The 24728-nt window shown below is 34.6% G+C and carries 23 protein-coding genes; 6 read left to right on the top strand and 17 right to left on the bottom strand.

Going from position 1 to position 24728, the window contains the following annotated elements; all coding sequences use genetic code 11:
* Nucleotides 1-272: 272 nt before the first annotated feature.
* The 7 genes from DN408_RS27005 to DN408_RS26975 all read right to left on the bottom strand — a co-directional run bounded on the left by DN408_RS27005 (nt 273) and on the right by DN408_RS26975 (nt 9106).
* Nucleotides 273-1508 (bottom strand): MFS transporter, encoded by a 1236-nt coding sequence (locus DN408_RS27005; protein WP_033730545.1) that lies wholly within the window; start codon nt 1506-1508, stop codon nt 273-275.
* A gap of 146 nt (nt 1509-1654) precedes the next feature.
* Nucleotides 1655-2125 (bottom strand): MarR family transcriptional regulator, encoded by a 471-nt coding sequence (locus tag DN408_RS27000; RefSeq protein ID WP_078178290.1) that lies wholly within the window; start codon nt 2123-2125, stop codon nt 1655-1657.
* 161 nt (nt 2126-2286) lie between these two features.
* Nucleotides 2287-3219, bottom strand: a complete 933-nt coding sequence (locus DN408_RS26995) for a response regulator (protein ID WP_016126761.1) — start codon at nt 3217-3219, stop codon at nt 2287-2289.
* A gap of 2 nt (nt 3220-3221) precedes the next feature.
* Entirely contained in the window at nt 3222-4520 is a 1299-nt protein-coding gene (locus DN408_RS26990; protein ID WP_002012226.1) for a sensor histidine kinase, read from the bottom strand.
* 63 nt (nt 4521-4583) lie between these two features.
* Nucleotides 4584-6296: an oxaloacetate-decarboxylating malate dehydrogenase gene (gene malS, locus DN408_RS26985; RefSeq protein ID WP_050000287.1), complete on the bottom strand. Its 1713-nt coding sequence runs from the start codon at nt 6294-6296 to the stop codon at nt 4584-4586.
* Nucleotides 6297-6370: 74 nt separating this feature from the next.
* Complete coding sequence (gene aspA / locus DN408_RS26980) at nt 6371-7810, bottom strand: aspartate ammonia-lyase (protein WP_002012229.1); 1440 nt, start codon at nt 7808-7810, stop codon at nt 6371-6373.
* Nucleotides 7811-7834: 24 nt separating this feature from the next.
* Nucleotides 7835-9106, bottom strand: coding sequence for a cation:dicarboxylate symporter family transporter (locus DN408_RS26975; protein WP_002086365.1), 1272 nt, complete (start codon nt 9104-9106; stop codon nt 7835-7837).
* Nucleotides 9107-9484: 378 nt separating this feature from the next.
* Here DN408_RS26975 and pyrH point away from each other — a divergent pair, with 378 nt between their 5' ends.
* Nucleotides 9485-10225, top strand: coding sequence for a UMP kinase (gene pyrH, locus DN408_RS26970; RefSeq protein WP_002168682.1), 741 nt, complete (start codon nt 9485-9487; stop codon nt 10223-10225).
* Between the two features lie 56 nt (nt 10226-10281).
* Here the strand turns inward: pyrH and cls are convergent, their stop codons facing one another.
* From cls to DN408_RS26940, 6 genes are all read right to left on the bottom strand, one after another.
* Nucleotides 10282-11493 (bottom strand): cardiolipin synthase, encoded by a 1212-nt coding sequence (gene cls, locus DN408_RS26965; protein WP_002168683.1) that lies wholly within the window; start codon nt 11491-11493, stop codon nt 10282-10284.
* A 131-nt stretch (nt 11494-11624) separates the two neighbouring features.
* Nucleotides 11625-12770: an ABC transporter permease gene (locus DN408_RS26960; RefSeq protein ID WP_002031112.1), complete on the bottom strand. Its 1146-nt coding sequence runs from the start codon at nt 12768-12770 to the stop codon at nt 11625-11627.
* Nucleotide 12771: 1 nt separating this feature from the next.
* Entirely contained in the window at nt 12772-13881 is a 1110-nt protein-coding gene (locus DN408_RS26955; RefSeq protein WP_078178291.1) for an ABC transporter permease, read from the bottom strand.
* A gap of 36 nt (nt 13882-13917) precedes the next feature.
* Entirely contained in the window at nt 13918-14856 is a 939-nt protein-coding gene (locus DN408_RS26950; protein ID WP_002086377.1) for an ABC transporter ATP-binding protein, read from the bottom strand.
* A 124-nt stretch (nt 14857-14980) separates the two neighbouring features.
* A complete protein-coding gene (locus DN408_RS26945; protein ID WP_002126710.1) occupies nt 14981-16081 on the bottom strand; it encodes a sensor histidine kinase in 1101 nt (366 codons plus the stop codon).
* Nucleotides 16082-16085: 4 nt separating this feature from the next.
* Nucleotides 16086-16724: a response regulator transcription factor gene (locus tag DN408_RS26940; protein WP_002012250.1), complete on the bottom strand. Its 639-nt coding sequence runs from the start codon at nt 16722-16724 to the stop codon at nt 16086-16088.
* A 219-nt stretch (nt 16725-16943) separates the two neighbouring features.
* Between DN408_RS26940 and DN408_RS26930 the strand changes: the two genes are divergently transcribed.
* From DN408_RS26930 to exsE, 4 genes are read left to right on the top strand one after another with little or no spacing between them, the layout of a single operon-like run.
* Nucleotides 16944-17489 (top strand): RNA polymerase sigma factor, encoded by a 546-nt coding sequence (locus tag DN408_RS26930; protein WP_309439211.1) that lies wholly within the window; start codon nt 16944-16946, stop codon nt 17487-17489.
* Nucleotides 17486-17929 (top strand): hypothetical protein, encoded by a 444-nt coding sequence (locus DN408_RS26925; protein ID WP_002126705.1) that lies wholly within the window; start codon nt 17486-17488, stop codon nt 17927-17929. The genes DN408_RS26930 and DN408_RS26925 overlap by 4 nt, the downstream gene beginning before the upstream one ends.
* Entirely contained in the window at nt 17922-18992 is a 1071-nt protein-coding gene (locus DN408_RS26920; protein WP_002126704.1) for a hypothetical protein, read from the top strand. The genes DN408_RS26925 and DN408_RS26920 overlap by 8 nt, the downstream gene beginning before the upstream one ends.
* Entirely contained in the window at nt 18989-19945 is a 957-nt protein-coding gene (gene exsE, locus DN408_RS26915; protein WP_078178292.1) for an exosporium protein ExsE, read from the top strand. The genes DN408_RS26920 and exsE overlap by 4 nt, the downstream gene beginning before the upstream one ends.
* Nucleotides 19946-19975: 30 nt before the next feature.
* On the opposite strand, the gene DN408_RS26910 is transcribed toward exsE, so the two are convergent.
* Both DN408_RS26910 and DN408_RS26905 read right to left on the bottom strand, forming a co-directional pair.
* The gene (locus tag DN408_RS26910; RefSeq protein WP_002086386.1) at nt 19976-21223 is read right to left on the bottom strand and encodes a DUF445 domain-containing protein; all 1248 of its coding nucleotides are present in this window, start codon (nt 21221-21223) and stop codon (nt 19976-19978) included.
* Nucleotides 21224-21376: 153 nt separating this feature from the next.
* The gene (locus DN408_RS26905; protein WP_050000190.1) at nt 21377-22714 is read right to left on the bottom strand and encodes a D-serine ammonia-lyase; all 1338 of its coding nucleotides are present in this window, start codon (nt 22712-22714) and stop codon (nt 21377-21379) included.
* Between the two features lie 149 nt (nt 22715-22863).
* On the opposite strand from DN408_RS26905, the gene DN408_RS26900 reads away from it, so the two are divergent.
* A complete protein-coding gene (locus DN408_RS26900) occupies nt 22864-23409 on the top strand; it encodes a helix-turn-helix domain-containing protein (RefSeq protein ID WP_002012259.1) in 546 nt (181 codons plus the stop codon).
* A gap of 56 nt (nt 23410-23465) precedes the next feature.
* Here the strand turns inward: DN408_RS26900 and DN408_RS26895 are convergent, their stop codons facing one another.
* On the bottom strand, nt 23466-24146 hold the full coding sequence (locus DN408_RS26895; RefSeq protein WP_003188684.1) for a prolipoprotein diacylglyceryl transferase family protein: 681 nt from the start codon (nt 24144-24146) through the stop codon (nt 23466-23468).
* Nucleotides 24147-24163: 17 nt separating this feature from the next.
* Entirely contained in the window at nt 24164-24718 is a 555-nt protein-coding gene (locus DN408_RS26890; RefSeq protein ID WP_002031090.1) for a TlpA family protein disulfide reductase, read from the bottom strand.
* Nucleotides 24719-24728: the final 10 nt, after the last annotated feature.

Here is a 24728-nt window from a genome sequence, read left to right as displayed (position 1 = left end):
ATTTATAAACACCTCAGACTGTAAGCAAATAGAGTTTCAGTACTTGTTAAAACTGCCTATTATGCAGGCGATTCTGAAAGCTTCCAGCGTAGTATTTAAATATCTTCTACATTATTCATGTAAAAGTTTTACCGACTATCGCATCAATAATTTAAAAGATATAATTTTATGAAGAAGAGTAATAAAAGTTTTTCACACACACCATTGAGATGGATGTGCAAATTTTGATACAAGGGGCTTACTGTCTATAAAAGGAGGATAAAGTACGTAATTTACATATTTTCATGCGTGCCCTTATATAAGACTGTTATTGCGGCTACTATAAGGATGATCCCCATACAAGCAGGTGCGGCATGCCCAAGTGAAACATAAATTTGCCCTCCAATGATCGGCCCAATCATTCTTGCTAAAGCTTGAACAGATTGACTACCGCCTTGAATCCTTCCTTGTTCACTAGAATCGACAGACTTCGAGAGCATCCCATTGAATGAAGGTCCAAAGATGGAATCACCAAAACCAAATATAAACATTCCAGCGATAAGAAACGGATAAAATGAGAACAAAGCTGATGCTGCAATAAGACTATAACCTATAATCTCCGAAACCATTCCGAGAATTGCTATCTGTTTATCAGTAAGTTTTGTCAAAAGTTTTGGCATTATGAAACTTTGTGAAATGATATCTTGAAATCCCATAATTGAAAACATAAGTCCGATTAACGCAGGCTTCCAACTAAAAGTATCCATTGTAAATTGTGAAAAAATTGCCTGTAAAGATCCATTTGGTATCCAAAGTAAGAATGCTGAGACAAGTAGCCATTTTAAATTTTTCATGGAAAGTATATTTGCAAGCTGTGTAAATGGATTCAATCTTACAAAGGTAATCTCTTTCAATCTATTATTTTTGTCAAGGCTCTCAGGCATATATAAGATTCCATAAACAACATTTAATAAAGTTATTATTGCTCCAAAATACATAGGTACAGAATAACCAAACTTGGCAAGATATCCACCTATAGTTGGTCCAATTACAGTGCCTACTCCTACAACCGCACTTACCCATCCGAAGTATTTCGTTCTTTGTTCTGGAGGAATAATATCTGCAAAATATGCGAAGATAGTGCTTATGCTCCCTCCTGTTATACCTTCTATTATGCGCCCAGCAAATAGTATCCATAGAGCTCCTCCTATGCCAAAAACTAAGTACCCGATTGCGGAACCGAAAAGGCATACTAAAAGTAATGGACGACGACCATATTTATCACTCAAAGCTCCAAGTGCGGGAGCCGCAAAAAATACGCAGACTGCATAAACAGAAGTTAATAGCGTAACGACGACCGCTTGTTCTGCCGAATTACTTGTATATGGCTGCACTAAAAATGGAACGACAGGTATTATAATGCTGAATCCTATTCCGCAAAGAAACACAGAGATGAGACCGAATAGTAAGGCGTGTTTATCTATGACTCGTTCCGTATTATGTTCATTATGTGATCTGAATTTGGACATTTTCATTCTCTCCCCAACAGTTATTTTTGTTTCCTTATCAACAAAACAATAACTCCATTTTGTTTCCTTGTCAACAAAATTACAACAATAAAAAAGGCGGTCCATCCTTGGACTGCCTGCCGTTTCATTTTTATTTTTTGAATAGATTACGACTTAATATGTACACCTTGTTTCTTTATTTCTGTATCCAAATGTCTACTATACTTTTCCACGAAGCTAAGTATACTATCAAATTCTTCCTCGGTTACTTGATCAAACACAACTTTATCCCGTTCTTCAAACTCTTTGTGCAGATCCTCATGTATTTTATAAATTACTTTCCCTTGTTCAGTAAGCCTAAAATAGATTTCTTTCTTATTATCCGACTTCTGATAACTTTCGATAAGGCCTTTTTTTATAAGTTTTTTAGTTATTCTACTTATGGCACCGCGAGTCATATAAAAGGACTCCGCAAGTTTTGTCACGTTAGAATCTACATTTTTTTCAATGTATTCGATACAATGTACTTCAGAAGAATTATAACCCTTAAGACTTTCTTCCATCTTATCCTTATTAAGCCAAACAATCTTATTATATAAGTCCCTGAAACCCACTATGACCTTTTCTTCTTTATTCATGTCCTGTCCTCCTCCCCGTTGGTGCATTAACAATATTATATTTATTTTTTGTTTCTATTCCAACTCTAATTAAAAAAGAGAGTCAAAAGCATGTTAAGCACCAAGAAACTCAATGTCACTTGAACAAGACTTTGTCTACAATCTGAAACACTTATCTCTTTTCATTCTATCTCCATCAACCGTTTCGCCTCAAAATACAACACTTGAATAAACTTTTTCGTATTAATTCGCGTATGTCCAGAAGTTGCTACTTCTTCTTTTGTCATTTCTGTCATCCGTTTTCTAACTACAGTGAAATCAAAAAATTTCGGAGCATAGCTTTCAAATTTCGGATTTGAAAAGTCTGTTAATCCAAGGGAAGCTAAGTGATTTAACGATTGATAAATCGCTCTACGTACCCTTTGTTCAGATGCTTTTCTCTCCTTATCTATATCTGCATCTGAAGCTATATTCTCTAATTTTCTTATAGTTATATGGTGAAAGATATCTTTTAGCGCAGGAAATCCAAATTCAAACGTTTGCTCTTTTTCTTGTCCATATAAATATTCCAACATACTAAGTAAATCTTTACTTCCATTCTCTCCCGCAATACCGAGTTCTGATAATAAATAGCGCCCTGAATCTGCTATTCTTTTTCCTTCCTGCATTGGCTCATTTCGAACTTGCGGCTGTTCCCACTTAAAAACGTTATTCAATGATTTTTGAATATCATGTATAGAGCGCTCTAAACGAATACGTTCCATTACTTTACGTACAACAGATACAACCTCAATTTTATTTAATGGTTTTGTAATATAATATTCAACACCAAGTGTATACGCCTCACCAATAAGCTGTTTCGATTCAACTTGAGAAATCATAATGATTTTCCCTGTAAAAGAGGATGCAATATGGCGAACTGTTTCAATCCCATCTCGCATTGGCATTAATAAATCAATAAATAAAATATCTACTTTTTTAAAATTTAATTGATCCGCTTCAATAAAAGCTCCATCTTCCGACTCTCCAATTACTTCCCCAAGATCGCCATCTTCAATAATTTGTGAAAGCATGGAGCGGAAAACTTCATCATCATCTACGATATAATAAAACAACTTTATTCTCCTTCCCGCTTTAAACTGCACTCCGGTAAACAAACGATAAACTTACACCCTCCGCCAGTTTCTCGGTCTTCTAATCTCACTTCTCCACCTAGCTCTGTTACCATTTCGTTTATGTAAGAAAGTCCAATACCTGTTGAAGGTGTTCCCGCTTGATCATACTTTGAAGTAAATCCTGGCTTAAATACTAATTTCTTATACTTCTGTGCAATACCAGGACCATCGTCAATTACTTCAAAGAATATATGTTTATCTCGTTTATATAGCTTAATAATAATGAGACCTCTACCCTCAATTGCTTCAACTGCATTTGCAACTAAGTTATTAAAAATGGATAAGACCGTGTACACATGATATTCTGCATGCTCACCTTCTATATGTTCCGAAAAACGTATATCTTTTTCTAACATTTCAGCATACTTCTCATTAATTCTTACAATCATTTCCGCTAATTCATGTCCTTCTACATACTCAGCCACATTTTTATCTAATAACAGTTTAGATAGTCCTGCAAAAATTCTTTGATTATCCTTTTTGATTTCGTGCACTTCTCCTGCTATTTTTAATGCTGTTTTGCTATTTAAATCATCGTTCGCTTGTAAGTTTCGATATAGTTGATATGCTTCTTGTGTAATTAACTCGGCATTTTGTAACGTTTTTTTCAAATGGACAGATTCCACATATAAATTAGAGAGGTACATTAACATATTTTCATTTTCTTTTCGAACTTGTGATTCTTTTAATTTTGTTTCATATAAATTCATCATATTTAAAAAACCAAGTGCAAAGAAACTACGGAAAATAGCAATAATAATTAGTTTATTCACTTCAGAAACTGTTATCGTTGTCCCCAGCACTAACATATGATAAAACGCAAGTTCAGACATACTTGCGATAATTTCAATTGTAATTCCAAGACATCCTATCACAATTGGCTTCTGATGAAACTTATTCACCCTACAAAGCGAAAAAAGACTTCCATATATAAAATAATAAAAGAAAACGGGATAGCGCAAATAAAATGATTCTGTCATATGAAATGACCCTTGCAATACCCAGTCAAGACATACACGAAATAAGACTACAGATATACCTACAAGAATACCTGCAGCTGCTGCTGGCACTCTTCTTAAAAATAGTAATAAAAAGAAGAAAAGCGGTGTCCCGAAACTAACACGAAACATATCATTAAAAGGATGAAAATTCAGCTCTCCAGCAATCGGAACAACAACCATTAATATAATTAAAAGATACATATCTTTCTTCCATAATTGATTCCAATTCAAAGGTGCCACTTCCTATGCTTTTTTCAATTGTAAAAGTGAAAGCCCGCTTATAATTATAAACGGGCTTTATTTCTATATTCTAACCTTTTCTACCGCTTTTATTTGGCGATACTCCGGTTCCCATATTGCTTCTTTTACGGCAATCTTAATATCGTCATCACTTAAGTTCTCTCTAGCAACACCTTCTGCAACTGCAACTTTCGCTACTTCAATCGCAACCAGTTCAGAGATATTACGTAACTCTTCAACTTCTGGCAAAATAGGCGCTCCTGGCTGACTTGTATCTACCATACTTGCAACTGCTTCTGCTGCTGCTGCGAACATTCCATCCGTCATGACGCTTGCACGAACAACAATTGTACCAAGACCTAGTCCTGGGAAAATAAGTGCGTTATTTGACTGTCCAATCACATACGTTACACCGTTATATGTAACCGGTTCAAACGGACTTCCTGTTGCAACTAATGCTTTTCCTTCTGTCCACTCGATTAAATCTGCTGGTTTCGCTTCAGCAAGTGGCGTTGGATTCGACATTGGTAAAATGATTGGTCTTTCTACGTGAGAAGCCATTTCTTTAATAATTTCCTCTTTAAATGCGCCTGCAACAGTAGATGTACCAATTAAAATTGTCGGTTTTACATGTTTCACAACTTCAGCAAGTCCGATAGCATCATTTTGTTTCCAATCACTTACTTCAGCTTCTTTTCTTGCATATGGAATTTGGAAATCAAGAAGATCTTCCATATTATCTGTAACCAACCCATTACGGTCAATACACCAGAAACGATTATGTGATTCTTCGTCTGATAAGCCGACACGAACCATTGCATCTCTTACTTGATCTGCGATACCGATTCCAGCCGTACCAGCACCAAACACAACTACACGGTGTTCACTTAACGGTACACCAGAAGCTTTTACTGCCGATAATACAGCAGCAAGTGAAACTGCCCCTGTACCTTGAATATCATCATTAAATGTACAAACGTCATGACGATATTTATCTAAAATTTTTCGTGCATTTCGAGAACTGAAGTCTTCCCAATGTAGAAGTGCTTTCGGGAATTGTTTATTTACCGCTTGAACAAACGTATCAATAAATTCATCGTAAGCTCCACCTGTTATACGAGGGTGACGATTTCCAATATAAAATGGATTGTTTAATAATTCCTCACGATTTGTACCTACATCTAAAATTACGGGTAATACACGGCTAGGATCGATTCCAACTGCGGCCGTATATACAGCCAATTTCCCGATTGCGATGTTAATTCCACCAACACCCCAATCACCGATTCCTAATATACCTTCTCCATCCGTTACAACGACTAAATCAATGTTTTCAGCTGTTGCACCGATATTTGCAAATGCATCTTCAATACCTGATGGATCGTTAATTGATAAATAAATGCCACGTGGTTTACGGTATTCATGACTATATCTTTGAATTGCTACACCTACAGTTGGTGTATATACAATCGGTAACATTTCACGTAAATGCTCTGTTAAAATACGATAAAATAACACTTCATTTCGATCATGTAACGCTGTTAAGTATACATTCTTTAATAAATCATCCGGCTGAGAACTAAATTGTTCATACGCTCGGCGTGCTTGTTCTTCTAACGTTAAAACCGCTGGCGGTAATAACCCTTTTAAACCTAACTCTTCTCTTTCCTCTTGTGTGAAAGCTACCCCTTTATTTAAAAGTGGTGTTGATAATACTTCTGCTCCTCTTAATGTTGTTTCTAATGCACCATTAGAAGCCACTGTAAACTTACTCATAACATCCCTACCTCTATTCATATATAGCATTTCTATATTGTAAACAAAAAAGAGGGGATTGTCCCCCTCTTCTTTTAATTTTTCTTTAAAAGAGTTGCTCCTGCAATCCCTGGGTGTGTCATTTCGAATGGATCTAGAATTAACTCTAATTCTTCTTGTGACAATACACCATTTTTCACACATAGTTCTCGAACGGATTGCCCTGTCGCAATTGCTTCTTTCGCAACGCGAGCTGCTGCTTCATAGCCGATATGAGGGTTCACGGCTGTAATAATTCCTACACTCTTCTCAACGTACTCTTTTAAGCGATCTTCATTCGCTTCAATTCCTTTTAAGCAATTATCTGTAAAGGCACGGAAACCGTTATTCATAATGCTAATAGATTGAAGTAAGTTGAAAACAAGTACTGGTTCCATAACATTTAATTCTAATTGTCCTGCTTCTGAAGCAAGGCAAATTGTATGGTCGTTACCAATTACTTGGAACGCAATTTGATTAATTACTTCTGGCATAACAGGGTTTACTTTCCCTGGCATAATAGATGAACCTGGTTGACGAGCTGGTAGCATAATTTCCGCTAATCCAACGCGTGGACCTGATGCCATTAGACGAAGGTCGTTCGCAATTTTAGACATGTTCATCATACATACTTTAAGTGCTGCAGATACTTCAGTGTACGCATCCGTATTTTGAGTTGCATCTACTAAATCTTCTGCACCAACAAGTGGTAGTTCACTAATTGTAGCTAAATGTTTTACAACTGCTTCAATATATTCTGGATCTGCATTTAAGCCTGTACCAACTGCAGTTGCTCCCATATTTACTTCATATAAATGTTGACGTGATTGCTTGATACGTTTCATGTCACGTTCAAGTACGCGGGAGTATGCTTTAAATTCTTGTCCAAGACGAATTGGCACAGCATCTTGTAAATGTGTACGACCCATTTTAATAACATGATCGAACTGTTCTGCTTTTAATTCAAATACATCATGCATATAACCCATTGTTTGTAATAAGCCTTCTAATGCATTTAATGTTGCAATATGAATCGCTGTTGGGAATGCATCGTTTGTTGATTGTGCCATATTTACATGACTGTTTGGACTAATATAATCATAGTCTCCCTTTTCCATTCCTAATAATTCAAGGGCACGATTGGCAATGACTTCATTTGCGTTCATATTCATTGAAGTTCCTGCACCACCTTGAATTGGATCAACGATGAAATGATCATGCCATTTCCCCTCAAGGATTTCTTGTGATGCTTCTGCGATAGCACCACCCTTTTTCAATTCCAATCTTCCTACATCTGCATTAGCAAGTGCTGCCGCTTTTTTTACAATTGCTAACGCTTTAATTAAACCTTCATGGACTTTGTATCCTGTAATCGGGAAATTCTCCACTGCACGCATTGTTTGTACACCGTAGTACGCGTAATTTGGTACTTCTTTTTCACCTAAAAAATCTTTTTCAATTCGTACTCCATTTTTAACTTCAGTTAATGTTGCCATGATTACTCACTCCTTAACAATCTCTTACGCTGCTTTTGTTTGTTTGACCGTTTCTACATATTGTTTTGCTTTCTCATCATCGAATTCGCCTTCCCACTTCGACATAACAATGGCAGCTAATGCATTTCCTAATACATTGACAGCTGAGCGAATCATATCTAAAATGCGGTCAATTCCCGCAATTAATGCGATGCCTTCTAGCGGTAAGCCCATTGATCCTAACGTCGCTAATACAACAACGAATGATGCACCCGGAACTCCCGCCATACCTTTGGATGTTAACATGAGAACGAATAATAGCGTTATTTGCTCCGTCAGTGACATGTGTACACCGTACATTTGTGCAACAAACAATGCCGCTAACGCTTGATAAATAGCCGATCCAGTCAAGTTAAATGTATAACCTGTCGGAATTACGAAAGAGGCAACTGCCTTTGGACAACCGAACTCTTCCATTTTTCTCATTATATTAGGTAAAACAGCTTCTGAACTTGCTGTCGTAAATGAAAGAATAAGTTCTTCTTTTAAAATTTTCATTAATGTAAAAATATTTACTCCAACCATTCGCGCATTAATACCTAATACAATCACAACGAATAGTATAACAGTTACGTATACAGCTAGCACTAGTTTTCCTAAAGGAAGTAGTGTTGCTACACCAAATTTTGCAACCGTAACAGCAATTAATGCGAATACACCAAATGGTGCGAATTTCATCACTTGATTCGTAACCCAGAACATCGCTTCGAGCACACCTTCAAAAAAGTTAAAAACAGGCTTTCCCTTTTCACCGATTGCTGCAACTCCTAAACCGAATAGTACTGAGAAGAATATAATCGGTAATAAGTCACCTTGTGTAATAGACTCAAATATATTTTTCGGTACAATATGAACAATCGTTTCTGCAAAGCCTTTCTTCTCTGTTGCATCTGCTGTTTGTTTATAAGAAGAAATATCACTTTGCTGTAAATTACTCATATCAACGCCAGTACCTGGTTGGAATATATTCGCTGCAAGTAATCCCATTAAAATAGCAATCGTCGTAATAATTTCGAAATAAAGAATTGTCTTACCGCCCAGTTTCCCAAGCTTTTTCATATCTCCTACACCAGCTACCGCAACAATTAATGCTGAAATAACAATCGGTACTACAATCATCTTAATTAAGTGAATAAATATATCCCCAATTGGTGTGATATAAGAAATCGCCGTTTTATTGCCATAAAAGACTGCCCCTACTACAATCCCTAAAACAAGCGCGACAAAAATTTGTGTTGCCAATCCGAATTTTTTCATTTATGTTCATCCCCTTCATGCGAACGCTTTCAATTTGAATTTATAAAAGCTACTCACACATCATATAAGCCAACCTACAAAATCATACAAAAACCTACAAGTTTGTCACAAAAAATTCAAATTTATTTCTTATAATATTCATTGACACTTTTTTATAAAAAAGAAATAAAATAACCTTGATAAAACATCAGATTATTTCGTATAATCTAAAAGATATACGTATTCTAAATAAATGGGGATGAAAAGGAGTGGATGTTATGAAAAATCACGTGAAGAAGTTCATCATATCTATTTCTTTTCTATTTCATTTTCTTACGAAGGAACAAAGGCATTAGCCTTTGTTCCTTTTTTATTGCAATCTATATAGGGGGAATTGTTATGAAACCATATAAACGCGTCTTAATTAAACTAAGTGGCGGCGCACTTGCTGATCAATCTGGAAATAGCTTTAACTCCAAACGATTAGAACATATCGCAAACGAAATAATATCCATTATTGACCTAGATATCGAAGTATCCATTGTCATCGGCGGCGGTAACATTTTCAGAGGTCATCTAGCTGAAGAATGGGGAATTGATCGTGTAGAAGCTGATAATATCGGTACGCTAGGTACGATTATTAACAGCTTAATGCTTCGCGGCGTTTTAACAAGTAAAACAGATAGAGAAGTACGCGTTATGACTTCCATCCCTTTTAATGCAGTAGCTGAGCCATATATTCGCCTACGTGCAGTACATCATTTAGATAACGGTTATGTTGTCATATTCGGTGGTGGTAACGGGCAACCATTCGTTACAACAGATTACCCAAGTGTACAAAGAGCCATTGAAATGAATAGCGACGCCATTTTAGTCGCAAAACAAGGGGTAGACGGTGTCTTTACAAGTGATCCAAAACATAATAAATCAGCGAAAATGTACAGTAAACTGAACTATAACGATATTGTTAGGCAAAACATACAAGTAATGGATCAAGCAGCTTTATTGCTTGCTCGAGATTATAATTTACCGGCACACGTCTTTAACTTTGATGAGCCTGGCGTTATGAAAAGAATTTGTTTAGGTGAACATGTTGGGACGTTGATTAATGATGATGTTTCGATGCTTGTGCATGAATAATAGTTATTCCCATCAAAAAAGGGTGTCCTTTATAGACACCCTTTCTTCCTTAATTATTATAAATAAAAATCAACTAATCCCGCCAACTTCTCCTTACAACGCTCCCAAAAAGATAAGTTATCAAAAAACTCTTTCGTCATTTCTTTCGAATCATTAAAATCCTCTATTAACGCCTTATTTACTTGCGCTACGATAGGACCACCATGAATATACAAATTCATCTCATCATTTATATAGAAGCTACGCGCAGTAAAGTTTGTTGTACCAATAACGGTTAATTCATTATCAATCAGCATTAACTTCCCATGAAACATCCCTTTTTTATAGCCATATACAGTAATCCCACTTTTAACAGCTTGACGTATGTAAGGATACGCCGCCTCTTTAATGAGAGGAATATCTGGTTTATATGACCAAAGTATTTTCACTGTAACACCACGCTTTTGCGCCCCAATTAAAGCATTCATTAATTCTTTATTTTTCGCTATAAAATAAGGCGTTGTAATTACAATCGAATGCTTCGCTTGTTTTATTAACTTTATATATTTTTCAGCGACGTGATGTCCATTGTAGCTAACCATCGTATGTAATGTATTCCCTTTACTCGCTTTATTCGTACTTCTTTTTATATGTTCTTTCGTATCTCGTTTCCAATCTAAAGCGAATTGCTCTTCTAAATCTTTTGCTCCTTCTCCTCTAAGCCGCACATGATAGTCACGCCAATATCCAAATCGCTTATCTTTCCCTAAGTACTCATCCCCCATATTAAAGCCACCCGTATAGCCAATCTCCCCATCAATTGTCGTAATACGACGATGATTACGATGGTGAAGTGAATAAAATCCGAATGGCAATTCAGGTTTTCTACTATATGTAAAATGTACACCACTTTCCCGCAATTCATTTTTCATCTTTCTTTCAAATGATAAATCATTAATGCGATCAACCGATAAATATACGTTTACTCCTTCTTTCGCCTTCTCCTTTAATAAGTTTAAAAAAGTATGGCTACTTTTATCATCCGATAAAATATAAAAATAAGTGTAAATAGATCGCTTCGCTTCACTTATATCAGTAAATAACTGTTTATAAAACGACTTCCCTTCCACATATAATTGAAAGTCACTATAATGAGGCGCATACTCTGTCGGCATGTTTTTCCCGGCTTCCATTTTCCTTCCGAGCGTAACGTCAATATGCATCCAAATTAAAATAACAACGAAAATAGCAATAATAATAGAAGTAACTCGCAATATCTTTTTAATCATTTGGATTTCCTTCCGATCATATTACTTACTATTTCGTAGTGTTTCATTAAATTACTTTTTCATACGAAATGTATTCCTTACTTTTAATTACGAACAAAAAAGGCGTGGCATTTACGCCACACCCTTTTTCATTAAACAAAGTTCCTCGCATCATTATTTCTTCCAAACTTATAAATAGCAATTAAGAAGAATGCTATCGCGAAAGCGAATAAAATTAAAATATTTAAATACAACTCAGAAAATGGAATGCCTTGCTGTAGTTTTGAAATCGTATCTAGTAACCAACGCTGCGGAAGGAAATCAGCTACTTTTTGTACTGCTTTCGGCATAATGTCGTACGGGAAATAACATCCAGCAAGTAAACATGTTGGTACTATTACTATATTTTGCATTGCATTTGAAGCAGTTGAACTTTTTGAAAAAGACACAATGACTAATGATAAACCAATTGCAATTAAAGCGAATATCATAAGCACACCAATCATAACTATGAAAGGCATATTTATAGTTGTGTGAAAAACATTCGTCATAAAGAATACTGCAATTACAATTTGTACTGTTAATATCATCATATTTACTGCGACATTAGATAATATAAATTTCTTTCCGTCAATCGGCGTTGATAATAATCTAAAATACGTTCTGTTCTCTTTTTCTTTTAAAATAAATCCTGATAAGTTCACTGCTGAAAATAACATAAACATAATAAGATAACCCATCGTTTGATTTGTCATATCTTTATTTTTTGAAGTATCTTCAAGTGTCTCAGACTTTACTTTAAATGAACTTTTTTGATAACCCGCGTACATACTATTAAACGTACTTTGATCGGCCCCTGCCACTTTACTAATCGCAGCGATGTTATCAACATAGTTATATAAATACGATTTTATAAATCCTGTTACTTGATCGCCTTTAATCGATGAAATCTCAATATGACTCGGTTTCCCTTCTCGAACACTTTCAGAAAAACCAGACTGTAATGTAATAACACCATCAAGTTTTTTTGAAGTGAGTTTATCTTCCACTTCAGATTCCTTAATTTTACTAACATTTACATGATTGAGTCCTTCTAAAAATTTCACTGTATCATTTGCGATAGGTTGATTTTCTTTATTTATAACCCCAATATTTAACGTTCCTTGCCCTACATTCCCATATATCGAAAAAGAAATGAGCGTTCCTATTATCGGCAAGCTAATAATAATGAGTAACCCCTTTTTATTTTTCAGAAGCACAGATAACGTTTTTTGTATGAGCCATAAAATATCTTTCATACTATAGCCCCTCCCGTCTACGTAATGCAATAATCGCAATTAATAAGAAGATTGCTGAAATCCCAAGATTTAAAGATATTACCGGCAGTGCCGCTCCTACATCATTTGCATAAATAATTTTCATAATAGCTGTGTTTGCCCACGTTAATGGTGATAAATTCGTAACGGAATTTTCTTCCACTACGAAATACGCACCACCAAAAATAGACGCTAGTTGCACAACAACCATAATAATCGCTCTAGATGCCTCACCTGTTTTTGTAATATATCCGATTCCTAAACCGAAGCTAATTGCTAGAAAGACTTCTGTTAGTAAAATAATAAATATGATTCCAATATGGTCGCCCCAATTCGCTTGAAAAACAAATTTACTAAATAAAACGACGAGTAATAGACAAAGTGCATTCGCTACAAGACTACCGAGCACTTTCCCAACGAAAATCTCAGCTTTACTTATAGGTGCTGCAATTAAACGATCTCCTGTTTTACGTATTCGTTCTCCTCGAATTAAAAAACTCGCCCCCATTGCAGCGTACAGTGCAATCATCGTCGTCATTACAACCGCATAGTAATCCATAGAACCTGGTTTTTTAGCAGCTTGTAAAGATGTTTCTTTAATATAATCATTATGATTTCCGTTTGAAATAACTGCGCTAACCTTACTCGGATCTACTTTTGCAACTTCGGCCGCTACGTTGTACTTATCAACAAATGTTGTAAGCATGCCTTCCACAATACTTCCCTCAATACTACTTTTGTCACTTCCATAAAATTTTGCACCATCTTTATTTAACTCTACATAAGCAGCATATTTATTTTGCTTCACTTCTTCTTTCCCATCTATACCTTCGGAAACTTTTTTTAAATGAATACCTGATTTATCGACTTCTTTCGTAAACGCTTCAAACGATTGAGAAAACGTGCTACTCGCTTCATCTTTATATAGCACTTGTATATCCTTAATCGCTTGACTATCGCTATTAAATGCGTTACTTAACGCTGTTCCTAATACAAGCATAAGCACAATCGGAAATGCTAACATAAAAACTAAAGTTCTTACGTCCCTGAAATCTCTTTTAATGTGCATCACTGCAATGTTAAAGATGTTCAATTGATGAACCTCCCTTTACCTTTTCTTCATTTACCTTTATTTATCTCGTAAGTTTCTTCCAGTTAACGTAAGAAATACTGTTTCTAAGTTTGGAGCCTGCTCCTCTAACGAACGAATTTCAATGTCATGATTAATGAAATGCTGAATAATTTTATTTAAATTATTTAATCCTGCATCCGAGTTTACCTTGATTACGTTCTCTTCAATTTGAACAGCTTTCACACCATTTATCTCTTTTAAATTTTCTACATCTAAGTTTTCTACTGACTTTACTTCAATCCAAATATCTTTCGTATCTGTAATAATCGCTTTTAACTGTTCTTTCGTTCCTTCTGCAATTACTTTACCGTGATCGACAATTGCTATTTTCGTACAAATCTCTTCTACTTCTTCCATGTAGTGACTCGTATAAATAATCGTACTTCCCATTTCATTTAATTTTCGGACAGACTGAAGAATGTAGTTCCTTGACTGCGGATCAATTCCAACTGTCGGTTCATCCATAATAATTAACTTCGGTCTATGTGCGATTGCACAAGCGATATTCAGTCTTCGTTTCATCCCGCCAGAAAAGTTTTTTGGGTAACTTTTATGTTTATCACTAAGGCCTACAAATTGAAGTGCTTCCTCTACTCTCGCTTTTAGCTCGGCTCCTCGTAATCCATACAATCCAGCAAAGAATTTCACATTTTCATAGGCAGTTAACTCTTCATAAATCGCAATATCTTGCGGAACGATACCAATATTCATTTTCGCAAATCGATTATGTTTCTTTATATTTTTTCCTAATATGCTAATTTCACCTTCATTACTTCTTAACAAACCAGCAATCATATTAATCGTTGTACTCTTACCAGCACCATTCGAACCTAAAAAGCCAAATATTTCTCCTTCTTTAATAGATAAAGACATATTATCTACCGCGATGAAATCACCAAATTTTTTCGTTAAATTTTTAATTTCCAATGTGTTCATCATTTCACCCCTATTTCGGTTTCTCTGCTTTTATTATAAACAAAAAGAATGAACCTGCTCAGTGCAGAAGTTCACTCTTTTCACATGAGATTATTCACTTTTTTCATATGAGATGATTCATCCCTCATATCGGCAACAACATCGTTACTGAAAAACCACTTGTTCCATCTACAATAATTTTTCCGTTTACTGATGCTGTTCGCTCCTCCATCCCCATAATACCGAGGCCTTTCTTAACAAGAGCTGCGCCTTTACCATTATCCTTCACTTGTACTTTCACCATCTTGTTCAGTACATGAATATCGATTGAAATGACTGTCGCATCAGCATATTTCATCGCATTTGTTAACGCCTCTGTAACGTTTTCACCGATAATTTTCCACTGAATGGGAGAAATCATATCTAAGTTACCTTTATAAACGAAAGGAATATTCATATCATGCTTACCGGCAAATTCCTCTATGAATAATTTCATACGATGAATGCCAATTTGCTCAGTTGATGGCTTCATATTTTTTAATGTAATCCGAATGCTTTCAATTCCATCTTTTGAAATATGAATGGCATTTTGTAATAACTCCGCAGATTTTTCTTTATCTATTTCCATTAATCTCTTTGCTGCTTCCATTTGAATTAGTGCACCTGTCATTGAGTGACCGATTTTATCATGAATTTCTTGAGATAGTCGATTTCTTTCCTCTAATTTAAATGTGTATTCAGATTGCCTTATGTAATCTTTATTTTCATTTAAGCTTTTCGTAAGTCTTTGTATGTCTTTTCTCATTTTATCATTTTGCATTTCTAGTTTTAATAATCGTGCTATATAGCGATGAGCTATCGTTAAGGAAAAAAAACAAAATGCACTAATCAGTCCATACGTCATTTGAATACCTTCACCTATAAAAATAATAGGAAGAATCATAATGAAAAAGATTAACCATTTCTTTTTTATGTAATAATTTGCAATTTCATATAAGTTCAAAGGTAAAAACAAAATAAAAAACGGATGAACCTTCCATGTAAATAACATAACTACGCCAATTGACACACAAGTTAATATGTTTTTGTACGTATCTTTTTTAAATATAGAGATCAACACATTGACAGAAAGATATAAAAGCAAAGTAAGTATAATCCACGGTAAGTTCGTAACATTTAAATGAATGTAGCTAAACACTATATATAAAAAGACAATAAGTTTACTTACAGTTAACCAAAATTCCATAACATTAATCTACTTTCCCTGTTAAGTAATAAATCGCAATTTGTGTGCGATGTTCTAGTCCAGTTTTCCCTAAAACTGATGTAATATAATTTGCAATCGTTCCTTCAGATATGAAAAGTTGCTTCGAAATTTCTTTATTTGAGAAACCTTTCGCAATTAATGCGATAATACTAAGCTCTCTTTCTGTGAAAAGGCTCTTATCAATTTTAGATTCTTCCTCTTTACTTTCCATTAAATTAGACTTAATTTTATCAAGCACTACATCTTGCATAACAGTTTGACCGTTATAAACTCCTTTTATCGCATCACGAATCCGCTCCGGATCATTATTTTTTAATAAATAACCTTTCGCTCCGTTTTTTACTGCATCCAAAATATATTCATCATCATCAAACGTCGTTAAAATGAGAGGCTTCGTTTTTGTCTCTTCACAAATTAACTTCGTCGCCTCTACCCCGTTCATGTTTGGCATACGAACATCTAAAAGCGCAATATCAACTTCATACTTTTTACAATACGCTACAGCTTCTTTTCCATCATTTACGGTATCTAATACTTCAAACTCTTCATATGTATTTAAAATAATTTTCATACCTTCTCTAATAAAAGAATTATCATCGGCTATTAATATTTTAATTTTCATGTTTGTTAGTATGGACCTTATCCTACTAACATTCACATCCTTTCTCCATGTAGCATTTCCTCTTTGCTCATTATATACTTCTCTTTACCATTTTTTCACACCTTTTTCATATAGCCCTCCTGCTAAAAATATATTATTCTTTTTTTATAACATGTGTAGGGTGACTTATCATTTCTTACGTCTATATAATAGAATGCGTCAAAAAGGAGGGAGAGACCGATTGAGGAAAAACAATTAGTTGCAAAAGCACAGCAAGGAAGCGAACATGCTTTTCGTATCCTTGTACAAACATATCGTCATTATATTTTTCAAGTTATCTTTTCCATTTTAAGACATGAAGAAGATGCTAAAGATGTTACACAAGAAGTATTCGTAAAAATTCACGCCTCTCTCCAAAATTATCAATTTCGCGGATTAAAAACGTGGATGGCACGTATTGCCACCAATCACGCTATTGATTATAAGAGAAAAAAAGCTAGAGAAAACGAAGAACTCTCCTTATGTAAAGAAACTGCGGAAAATATAAAAGCCTCTCATAATATCGAGGCTTTATTATTGACGAAAGAGCAAAAATTACTCATTGCTCAAAAACTGCGAGAACTTCCCGACAATTACCGTGACGTCGTTCTCGCACATTACTTAGAAGAAAAAAGTTATCAAGAAATTGCTTTGCAAGAAAATATTGAAGTGAAAACAGTCGAAATGAAACTGTATCGGGCAAGAAAATGGATTAAAAAACATTGGAAGGAGGAAGAGTTTCTATGATGCATTATTCAAAAGAAGATTGGCGCAATTATACATTAGATGTTATATCAAACAATGAACGTGAATCTATGGAAGAACATCTTTATGAATGTGATCATTGTTTAGCACTTTATATGGAAAGTATTGATGAACAACACGAAAACCTTCCAATGATAAATGATGATTCATTTACGAACGAAGTTATGACGCAAATTAATTTTGAAACGTTACAGCCTAATGAAAATATAAAAACAAACTCACTAAAGCGCACAATTATTCACTACATAATTGCGACTGCGGCTACAATTATTTTTATGGTAAGTGGTTTATTCCAGTATATTTTCACAGCGACATCAAATTTCGAGAAATCTTCAAAACATAACGAGTCTTCTATCTCACAACAAATTGTAAACAAATCGGTAGACACATCAAAAAAGGACGGAGGTTCAAAGCATGAATAAAAATCCCTTTTTAGCACTTGTATTAGGGCTAATTCCTGGGCTTGGACATTTATATTTAAAGAAATTCGGACGATTTATTTTATATAGCGGAGGGGCTTTATTTCTATTTATCTTTGCAGCATTTTGTACAATAGCATTAGGAGCGCGTGATATTGCTTTTCTTTCTCTATTTTTACTAGTCGTGTTATGGGCGATCAATTTATTAGATTTAGTTATCACTATTATTAATCAATCGAAAAAACAAGCAGCCGGAGAATTTACAGAGTCCTCTAAAGAAAGCGAACGATTTTATATCATTCTTCTATCAATCATTCCTGGGCTTGGTCATTTTCAATTAGGACTTATGCAACGCGGACTTACATTTTTAGTCGCTTGCACAGGAATCGGAAGTATGATTATATTCGTTGCACTCTTAACATCTCAAGGAAGTTTCCTTATCTTCCTTATTACGTTACCTGTTTTATGGATTTATAATTTCTTCGATGTTGTTCAGCAACTACAGAAAAAAGAACGTGGCGAGCAATTAGTTGATCGTACTATTTTTGAAGACTTTGAAGAGCACCGAGAACAAGGAAAGAAAAGTAAAACATTTGCTTCTATTTTAGCGATGTTCCCTGGAGCAGGACATATGTATTTAGGCTTACAACGCCGTGGTCTTCAGCTTATGGCAGCCTTTTTACTATCCATTTATTTACTCGATTTATTAAGACTCTCTGCGTTTTTATTTTTAGTACCAATCATTTGGTTTTATAGCTTTTTTGACACATTACAGCAAACAGCCAAATACGGAAAAGAACGCGTACATGACGAACCTATCATCGACTATTTTATAAATCATCAAAGATGGATCGGTATCGGTTTAATTACACTCGGTGGTTATTATTTATTAGATCAAACAGTCCTTCCTATTTTGAATGATTATTTTGTAACTATATTTAATATTCATCTTAGCGAACTATATTATCGCTATTTCCAAACATCTATCGTTGCTCTCCTTTTAATTGGTGGCGGCTTTAAATTGTTACTTGGAAATAAAGAAAACAAAGGTGGTACAAACGAATGAGAACATGGCGCGTTGGAACATTCTCAATGGGGCTTTCCATTATTACATTAGGTTGTTTCTTACTATTTTCAGTTATGAAAGGCACTCAAGTATTGGATACATTAACAGCATGGTGGCCTGTTTTACTTATTATACTTGGCGCTGAAATTTTACTATACCTTCTATTTTCTAAGAAGGAACAATCATTTATTAAATATGATATTTTTAGTATTTTCTTTATTGGAGTTTTAGGAAGCGTTGGAATTGCTTTTTACTGTTTATTATCAACTGGATTACTAGAAGAAGTTCGTCATTCTATTAACACAACTAGGCAAACGAGTAATATTCCAGACGGACAACTTGATATACCTGAATCTATCAAAAAAATCGTAGTGGATGCGGGGCATCACCCTCTAACGATAGAGGGAAATAATACAAATCAAATTCATCTTTTTGGAACATATGAAATGACGACAAAGGCAAATGAAAAACCTAATTTAAAACAAGAGGATTTCCTTTCAGTTCAAACGGCTGGAGAAACGATGTATATAACGTTAAAACCATTACCGGTTCAGCATACGTTTTTTAACTTCGCACCACAGATGAAACAAACACTCGTTCTTCCGCAAAATAAAAATGTAGAGATCCGCGCTTCGAATAACGAACTATCTCTTTATCCAGGTCAATTACAAAATAATTGGTTTGTACAAAACAGTTCAAACGTATCTGTTCATTTAACTAAAGAAAGTGATGTTTCTTTAACAGCCGTAACAAATCAAAAAGAAACTCACGGAAACACACCTTGGGAACAAGTAGAAGATTTAGCGAAAAAAGAAAATAATTCTTCAGAAGAAAATCCAGAATTAAATGGGCAAGAACATTGGTATAAAAACTCGATAAAAACAGGAAATGGAACGTACAAATTAAATATTGAGAAAGCTTATAATTTAAATATGAGCGTTATCGAAAAATAAGAAACCTTCCACAATTGTGGAAGGTTTTTCTCATATAATCGCTTTTATTCCTTCTAAAATTAATCCAATCATAAAACCACAAACAGCCCCGTTCACACGAATCCACTGCAAATCTTTACCGACATTATTTTCAATCATTTCGATTAATGTTTTATCATCTAACTTATCAAGGTTTTCTTGCACAAGCTTTCCAATTTTCGAATGATTCTTTTCAACAATAGTAACAACTTGTTTTTGTAACCAATCTTCTATTTTTTGAACAGTCAGTTCGTCTTCTTTTATTTTATTCATTTGTGTTTGTAAGAATGGAACAACATATTTATCAGCAAATTCTTCATTCTTCACAAAGGTAACTGCCCTACTCTGTACTTGCTCTAGCATTTCTTTTATTTTGTCTGTAGCATCCCAATTTGCAATCCATTTTTCTTTCCACTTCTCTAATTCCTGTAATAAAGATTCATTTTCTTTTACATTTATAATCTCTTGACGAATTTTCGCTAATATAAGTTGTCTTGTGCTATTATCTGCATCTTGTAAGCTGTTAATATTACTAATGATAAACTTCTGCAAAATGCCGCCGATTTTATCTTCATCTACAATATTCATAAATGATTTCAAAGTAAACTGCAGGAATCCATCTACTTTTATGTTTTCCATCGCCTTCATACCTAAGCTTCCGAGCTGATAACGTGCTTCATCTTGAGCCGTCCAATCTTTCACTTTTACTAATATGTAATCAAGTGTTTTTTCATCATATTCTTGCACTACTAATTGATCCACGAGAACTTGTAATATGTTACTTGTGTTAATTGTATGCAAATACGTTTTTAATTCTTTTTCAATAATAACTGCTAATTTTTCTGTATCTATTTGAAGAATCGCTTTCTCAGCAATTGTTACAATTCCTTTTTTCACAGCGTCAGACTGTAACTCTTTCTCAGCAATTTGCAGTACCATTTGTGCTAGCTGCATTTCTTTTACTTTACTTGTAATACTTTCTTTCGTCAGCCATTCATTTTCTAACGTAGAAACGAGACCCTTTGTTACCCGTTTCCGATTTTTAGGTAATAATGCTGTATGTGGAATTGGAATTCCCAACGGATGACGGAATAAAGCTGTAACCGCAAACCAATCTGCAAGTCCACCAACTAACCCAGCTTCAAATCCCCCTTGAATAATCTCCCCAGCTACCGTTCCTTGAAAAGGGATGGAAGCCGCAAAACCTACGCCCATAACCCCAAGCGAAATACCCGCTATATATTTAGTCTGTAATGACATCGTATACACATCCTCTTATTATGTAAAATAAAGCTTTTTGTTATTTTTATTCGATATTAGCAATCCTTTATATCTATACTATAAAGAACTAGTGCGAAAATAACAAAGAATTTTATGTACATGAAAAAAATGAGGCTGTAAATAGCCTCATTTTTATTTACACGTTAATTCCAAACCTTTCTTATAATACCCATTCATCACGTCTTCCGGAACCATACTCCCACCAGTTCCCCACACAATATGAGTACCTTTCTTCACCTTCTCTGTTAACTGTTGTTTTTGTAAATACTCATTTTCAGCTTTACATACATTCAACGGCCCTATCATACCCGCTAATGCAGAAGGCTCTAAATAAATATTTTCAGTATCAGCCAGTTCTTTTAATAATCTATATAACTCTTCATCACTTACTGTATAATTTCCACTCAAAAATGGTTCCATCGTTTTACCGACAAATCCAGATGGTCTTCCTACTGCAAGCCCATCCGCATCAGTTACATTGTCAATCCCGATATCTTGAACGGCAATTTTATCGTGAAGCCCTGTCATTAAACCGAGTAACATACACGGAGAGTGCGTAGGCTCCGCAAAGAAACAGTGCACATTGTCTTTGTACAATAACTTTAAACCAAATGCTACTCCGCCAGGCCCGCCACCTACCCCGCACGGAAGATAAACGAATAAAGGGTGCTCTTCATCTACTACAATTTCTAACTCTTCTAATTGTTTTTGTAAACGTGATGCTGCTACTGCGTATCCTAAAAATAAATCATGTGAGTTTTCATCATCAACAAAATAACAGCTAGGATCTGCATCTGCTTGCAGTCTTCCTTCTTCTACTGCTTTACTATAATCAGCTTCATATTCAATAACGTTTACACCTTTACTTCTTAATAAATCTTTTTTCCATTCTTTTGCGTCTGCCGACATATGAACAGTCACATTAAAACCTAATTTCGCACTCATAATACCGATGCTAAGCCCTAAATTGCCAGTAGAACCTACTGCAATTGAATACTTCGCAAAAAAACCTCTAAATCTATCACTATCTAAAATTGAATAATCATCTTTCCCTGTTAACATTCCATACTGAAGTGCCAGTTGCTCTGCATGTTTCAGCACTTCGTATATTCCGCCTCTAGCTTTTATTGATCCTGATATCGGAAGCCCGCTATCACATTTTAATAGTAATCCCCCTAAAATAGGTTGCCCATAACTTTTCTCTAAAGATTGTTTCATAGAAGGTATTTTCACTAAAGGTGATTCTATAATACCGCCTGTTTCCTTCGTTTCAGGAAATACTTTCGCAATATATGGTGCAAAACGCTTTAATCTCTCTTCCGCGTCTTTTACATGTTCTTCATTAAGTGGCGAATTTTTTATTGCTGTTTCATACTTTTCCATATTCGGGTTTATCCAAAATACTTCTTCTGTTGCGATTAAGTTATTTACTAGTGGATATTGCTCTTTTAATGCCTCTATCTCCTTCATTCCTCTTCCTCCTCATATCCTTGTAGATAGCCATATAATAAATTATAATTAAATTAATTTTAATATAGTTTAACATAAATAATTCATTTTAGTTAATTTAAATTTAATTTATTTAAATATAATTTAATAATTATTAAGGAGCATTTATTATGGAAAATATAGATATTGGTAAAAAGATTGAAAAACAAAGAAAAGAAAAAGGATTAACTAGTAAAGAATTAGCAAAGATGGCCGAAATCACACCATCAATGCTTAGTCAAATTGAACGTGGTTCTGCTAACCCTTCTATTCAAACATTAAAGGTACTTGCAAAAGCTCTTGATGTTCCAACATTTAGTTTTTTACTTGAAGAAAATAATACAGACGATTTAATTGTACGTTCTCATAAAAGAAAAAAAATGATTATCGATAATTTATCATATGAATTGTTATCACCTGATTTCACAGGAAATTTAGCAACAGCAATTATGACTATCCCACCGAATACTGCTTCATCAGAAAATGTTCTAGAACATAAAGGTGAAGAATTAGCATTTGTATTAGACGGAAAAATCACATTGCACTTAAATGAAGAAGAATACACATTAGAAACTGGTGATAGCGTAAAAATACCAGCTTATTTAAAACATAAATGGGTAAATCAATTCGAGAAAAATGCGATTGTTTTATTTTCTGTTACTCCGCCGATTTTTTAATTCATATGATGATACAAAAATAGCCATGCATAGATGCTCTCCGTGCATGGCTACTTTTATTTTTTTGGTACGAACAAAATCCCTAGACTAATAACACAAAAACTGAGTATTTGCTGTATTGAAAGACCAACTAAAACCGAATTTTGTTCACTAATAAGTGAAATAATGATATGAGCAATTCCCTCGCAAATTAGAAAAAAGCTTATATTCTTTCCATTTCCTAATCTTTCATTTTTAATCCATAACGAGCCAATTATACCGAGTGCGAGTATAATCTCATACATGAAAATAGGATGATACAAAAATTTTGATTCATATATTTTCATCCCCCACGGCAGTGTCGTTTGTGCACCTACTTCTTGATGGAATATAAAATAAAAGATTATACTCACGCAAAATCCAAAAGGTAATGTATCAAGTAAAATCCGAAGAGAAAATTGCTCTTTTTTACTTTTCCAAACAATATATATACTCGCAATTACGCACCCTACTATAATATGCTGAATACTTCCTACAGCTAATAATGCTGGCATTGGCGCCCCAATGGCCCATACCGGATTTAAAATTGCCGGTGCGAATTTCCATACTAATACAATGATAAGAAAGCCATTCGTTACTGCATCCATCATTTTTTCATATTGAATATTTTGCTTTTTCATCCTTAGTTTCATTAGAGTAAATCCAAATAAACTTCCTATTATAAGAGAAACGGGTTGTAACCTCACCATCCACTCCATCACTATGAAATCCCCTCTTAATTCTCAATTATTTTCTTAAACTTCTCTTCTAATTGATCTGGAGGTAATACACCTCGTGCATGATCTACAATAATTCCATCTTTATTAACAAAAAATGTCGTTGGTAAAGAAAATACTTTATAATCTATTCCAGCTACTCCGTCCATATCTAATAGAACAGGAAATTTAAATCCGTGACGATCTGCAAATGCGCTCGCTTCTTGTACTGGATCCCCGATTGTTGCATTTACCGCAAAGATTTCAACATCCTCCTTATATTTATCATACAAACGAACTAGATCAGGAGCCTCCATTTCACATGGACCACACCATGATGCCCAAAAATTAATAACATATGGTTTTCCCTTTGCATCATTTAACGAATAAAGCTTCCCATCTAATCCTTTTAATGTTATGTTCGGCGCTTTAAATCCCACTTGTGGTAATACTTCCTTCTCTTGTAACTCCGCTTGTTTCGCTTTTCTTTCTTTTTCTTCTTTCTTAGTATTATAAAAGTTAACTCCGGCCCAAATTAGTGCCCCAGCTAGTATAATAGCAATTAGTTTCTTCACTTTTCTTCCT

This window comes from Bacillus sp. AR13-1 (assembly GCF_008042285.1).
GTDB lineage: Bacteria > Bacillota > Bacilli > Bacillales > Bacillaceae_G > Bacillus_A > Bacillus_A mycoides.
Note: the sequence above shows the minus strand (reverse complement) of the source record. Positions and strands in the feature narration are given on the sequence as shown.

Bases quoted from the DNA above. Each gene is read 5' to 3' on its own strand.
- DN408_RS27005 (WP_033730545.1), bottom strand. From the start codon at position 1,508: ATGTCCAAATTCAGATCACATAATGAACATAATACGGAACGAGTCATA.
- DN408_RS27000 (WP_078178290.1), bottom strand. From the start codon at position 2,125: ATGAATAAAGAAGAAAAGGTCATAGTGGGTTTCAGGGACTTATATAAT.
- malS (WP_050000287.1), bottom strand. From the start codon at position 6,296: ATGAGTAAGTTTACAGTGGCTTCTAATGGTGCATTAGAAACAACATTA.
- aspA (WP_002012229.1), bottom strand. From the start codon at position 7,810: ATGGCAACATTAACTGAAGTTAAAAATGGAGTACGAATTGAAAAAGAT.
- DN408_RS26975 (WP_002086365.1), bottom strand. From the start codon at position 9,106: ATGAAAAAATTCGGATTGGCAACACAAATTTTTGTCGCGCTTGTTTTA.
- pyrH (WP_002168682.1), top strand. From the start codon at position 9,485: ATGAAACCATATAAACGCGTCTTAATTAAACTAAGTGGCGGCGCACTT.
- cls (WP_002168683.1), bottom strand. From the start codon at position 11,493: ATGATTAAAAAGATATTGCGAGTTACTTCTATTATTATTGCTATTTTC.
- DN408_RS26960 (WP_002031112.1), bottom strand. From the start codon at position 12,770: ATGAAAGATATTTTATGGCTCATACAAAAAACGTTATCTGTGCTTCTG.
- DN408_RS26950 (WP_002086377.1), bottom strand. From the start codon at position 14,856: ATGAACACATTGGAAATTAAAAATTTAACGAAAAAATTTGGTGATTTC.
- DN408_RS26945 (WP_002126710.1), bottom strand. From the start codon at position 16,081: ATGGAATTTTGGTTAACTGTAAGTAAACTTATTGTCTTTTTATATATA.
- DN408_RS26940 (WP_002012250.1), bottom strand. From the start codon at position 16,724: ATGAAAATTAAAATATTAATAGCCGATGATAATTCTTTTATTAGAGAA.
- DN408_RS26925 (WP_002126705.1), top strand. From the start codon at position 17,486: ATGATGCATTATTCAAAAGAAGATTGGCGCAATTATACATTAGATGTT.
- DN408_RS26920 (WP_002126704.1), top strand. From the start codon at position 17,922: ATGAATAAAAATCCCTTTTTAGCACTTGTATTAGGGCTAATTCCTGGG.
- exsE (WP_078178292.1), top strand. From the start codon at position 18,989: ATGAGAACATGGCGCGTTGGAACATTCTCAATGGGGCTTTCCATTATT.
- DN408_RS26910 (WP_002086386.1), bottom strand. From the start codon at position 21,223: ATGTCATTACAGACTAAATATATAGCGGGTATTTCGCTTGGGGTTATG.
- DN408_RS26905 (WP_050000190.1), bottom strand. From the start codon at position 22,714: ATGAAGGAGATAGAGGCATTAAAAGAGCAATATCCACTAGTAAATAAC.
- DN408_RS26900 (WP_002012259.1), top strand. From the start codon at position 22,864: ATGGAAAATATAGATATTGGTAAAAAGATTGAAAAACAAAGAAAAGAA.
- DN408_RS26895 (WP_003188684.1), bottom strand. From the start codon at position 24,146: ATGGAGTGGATGGTGAGGTTACAACCCGTTTCTCTTATAATAGGAAGT.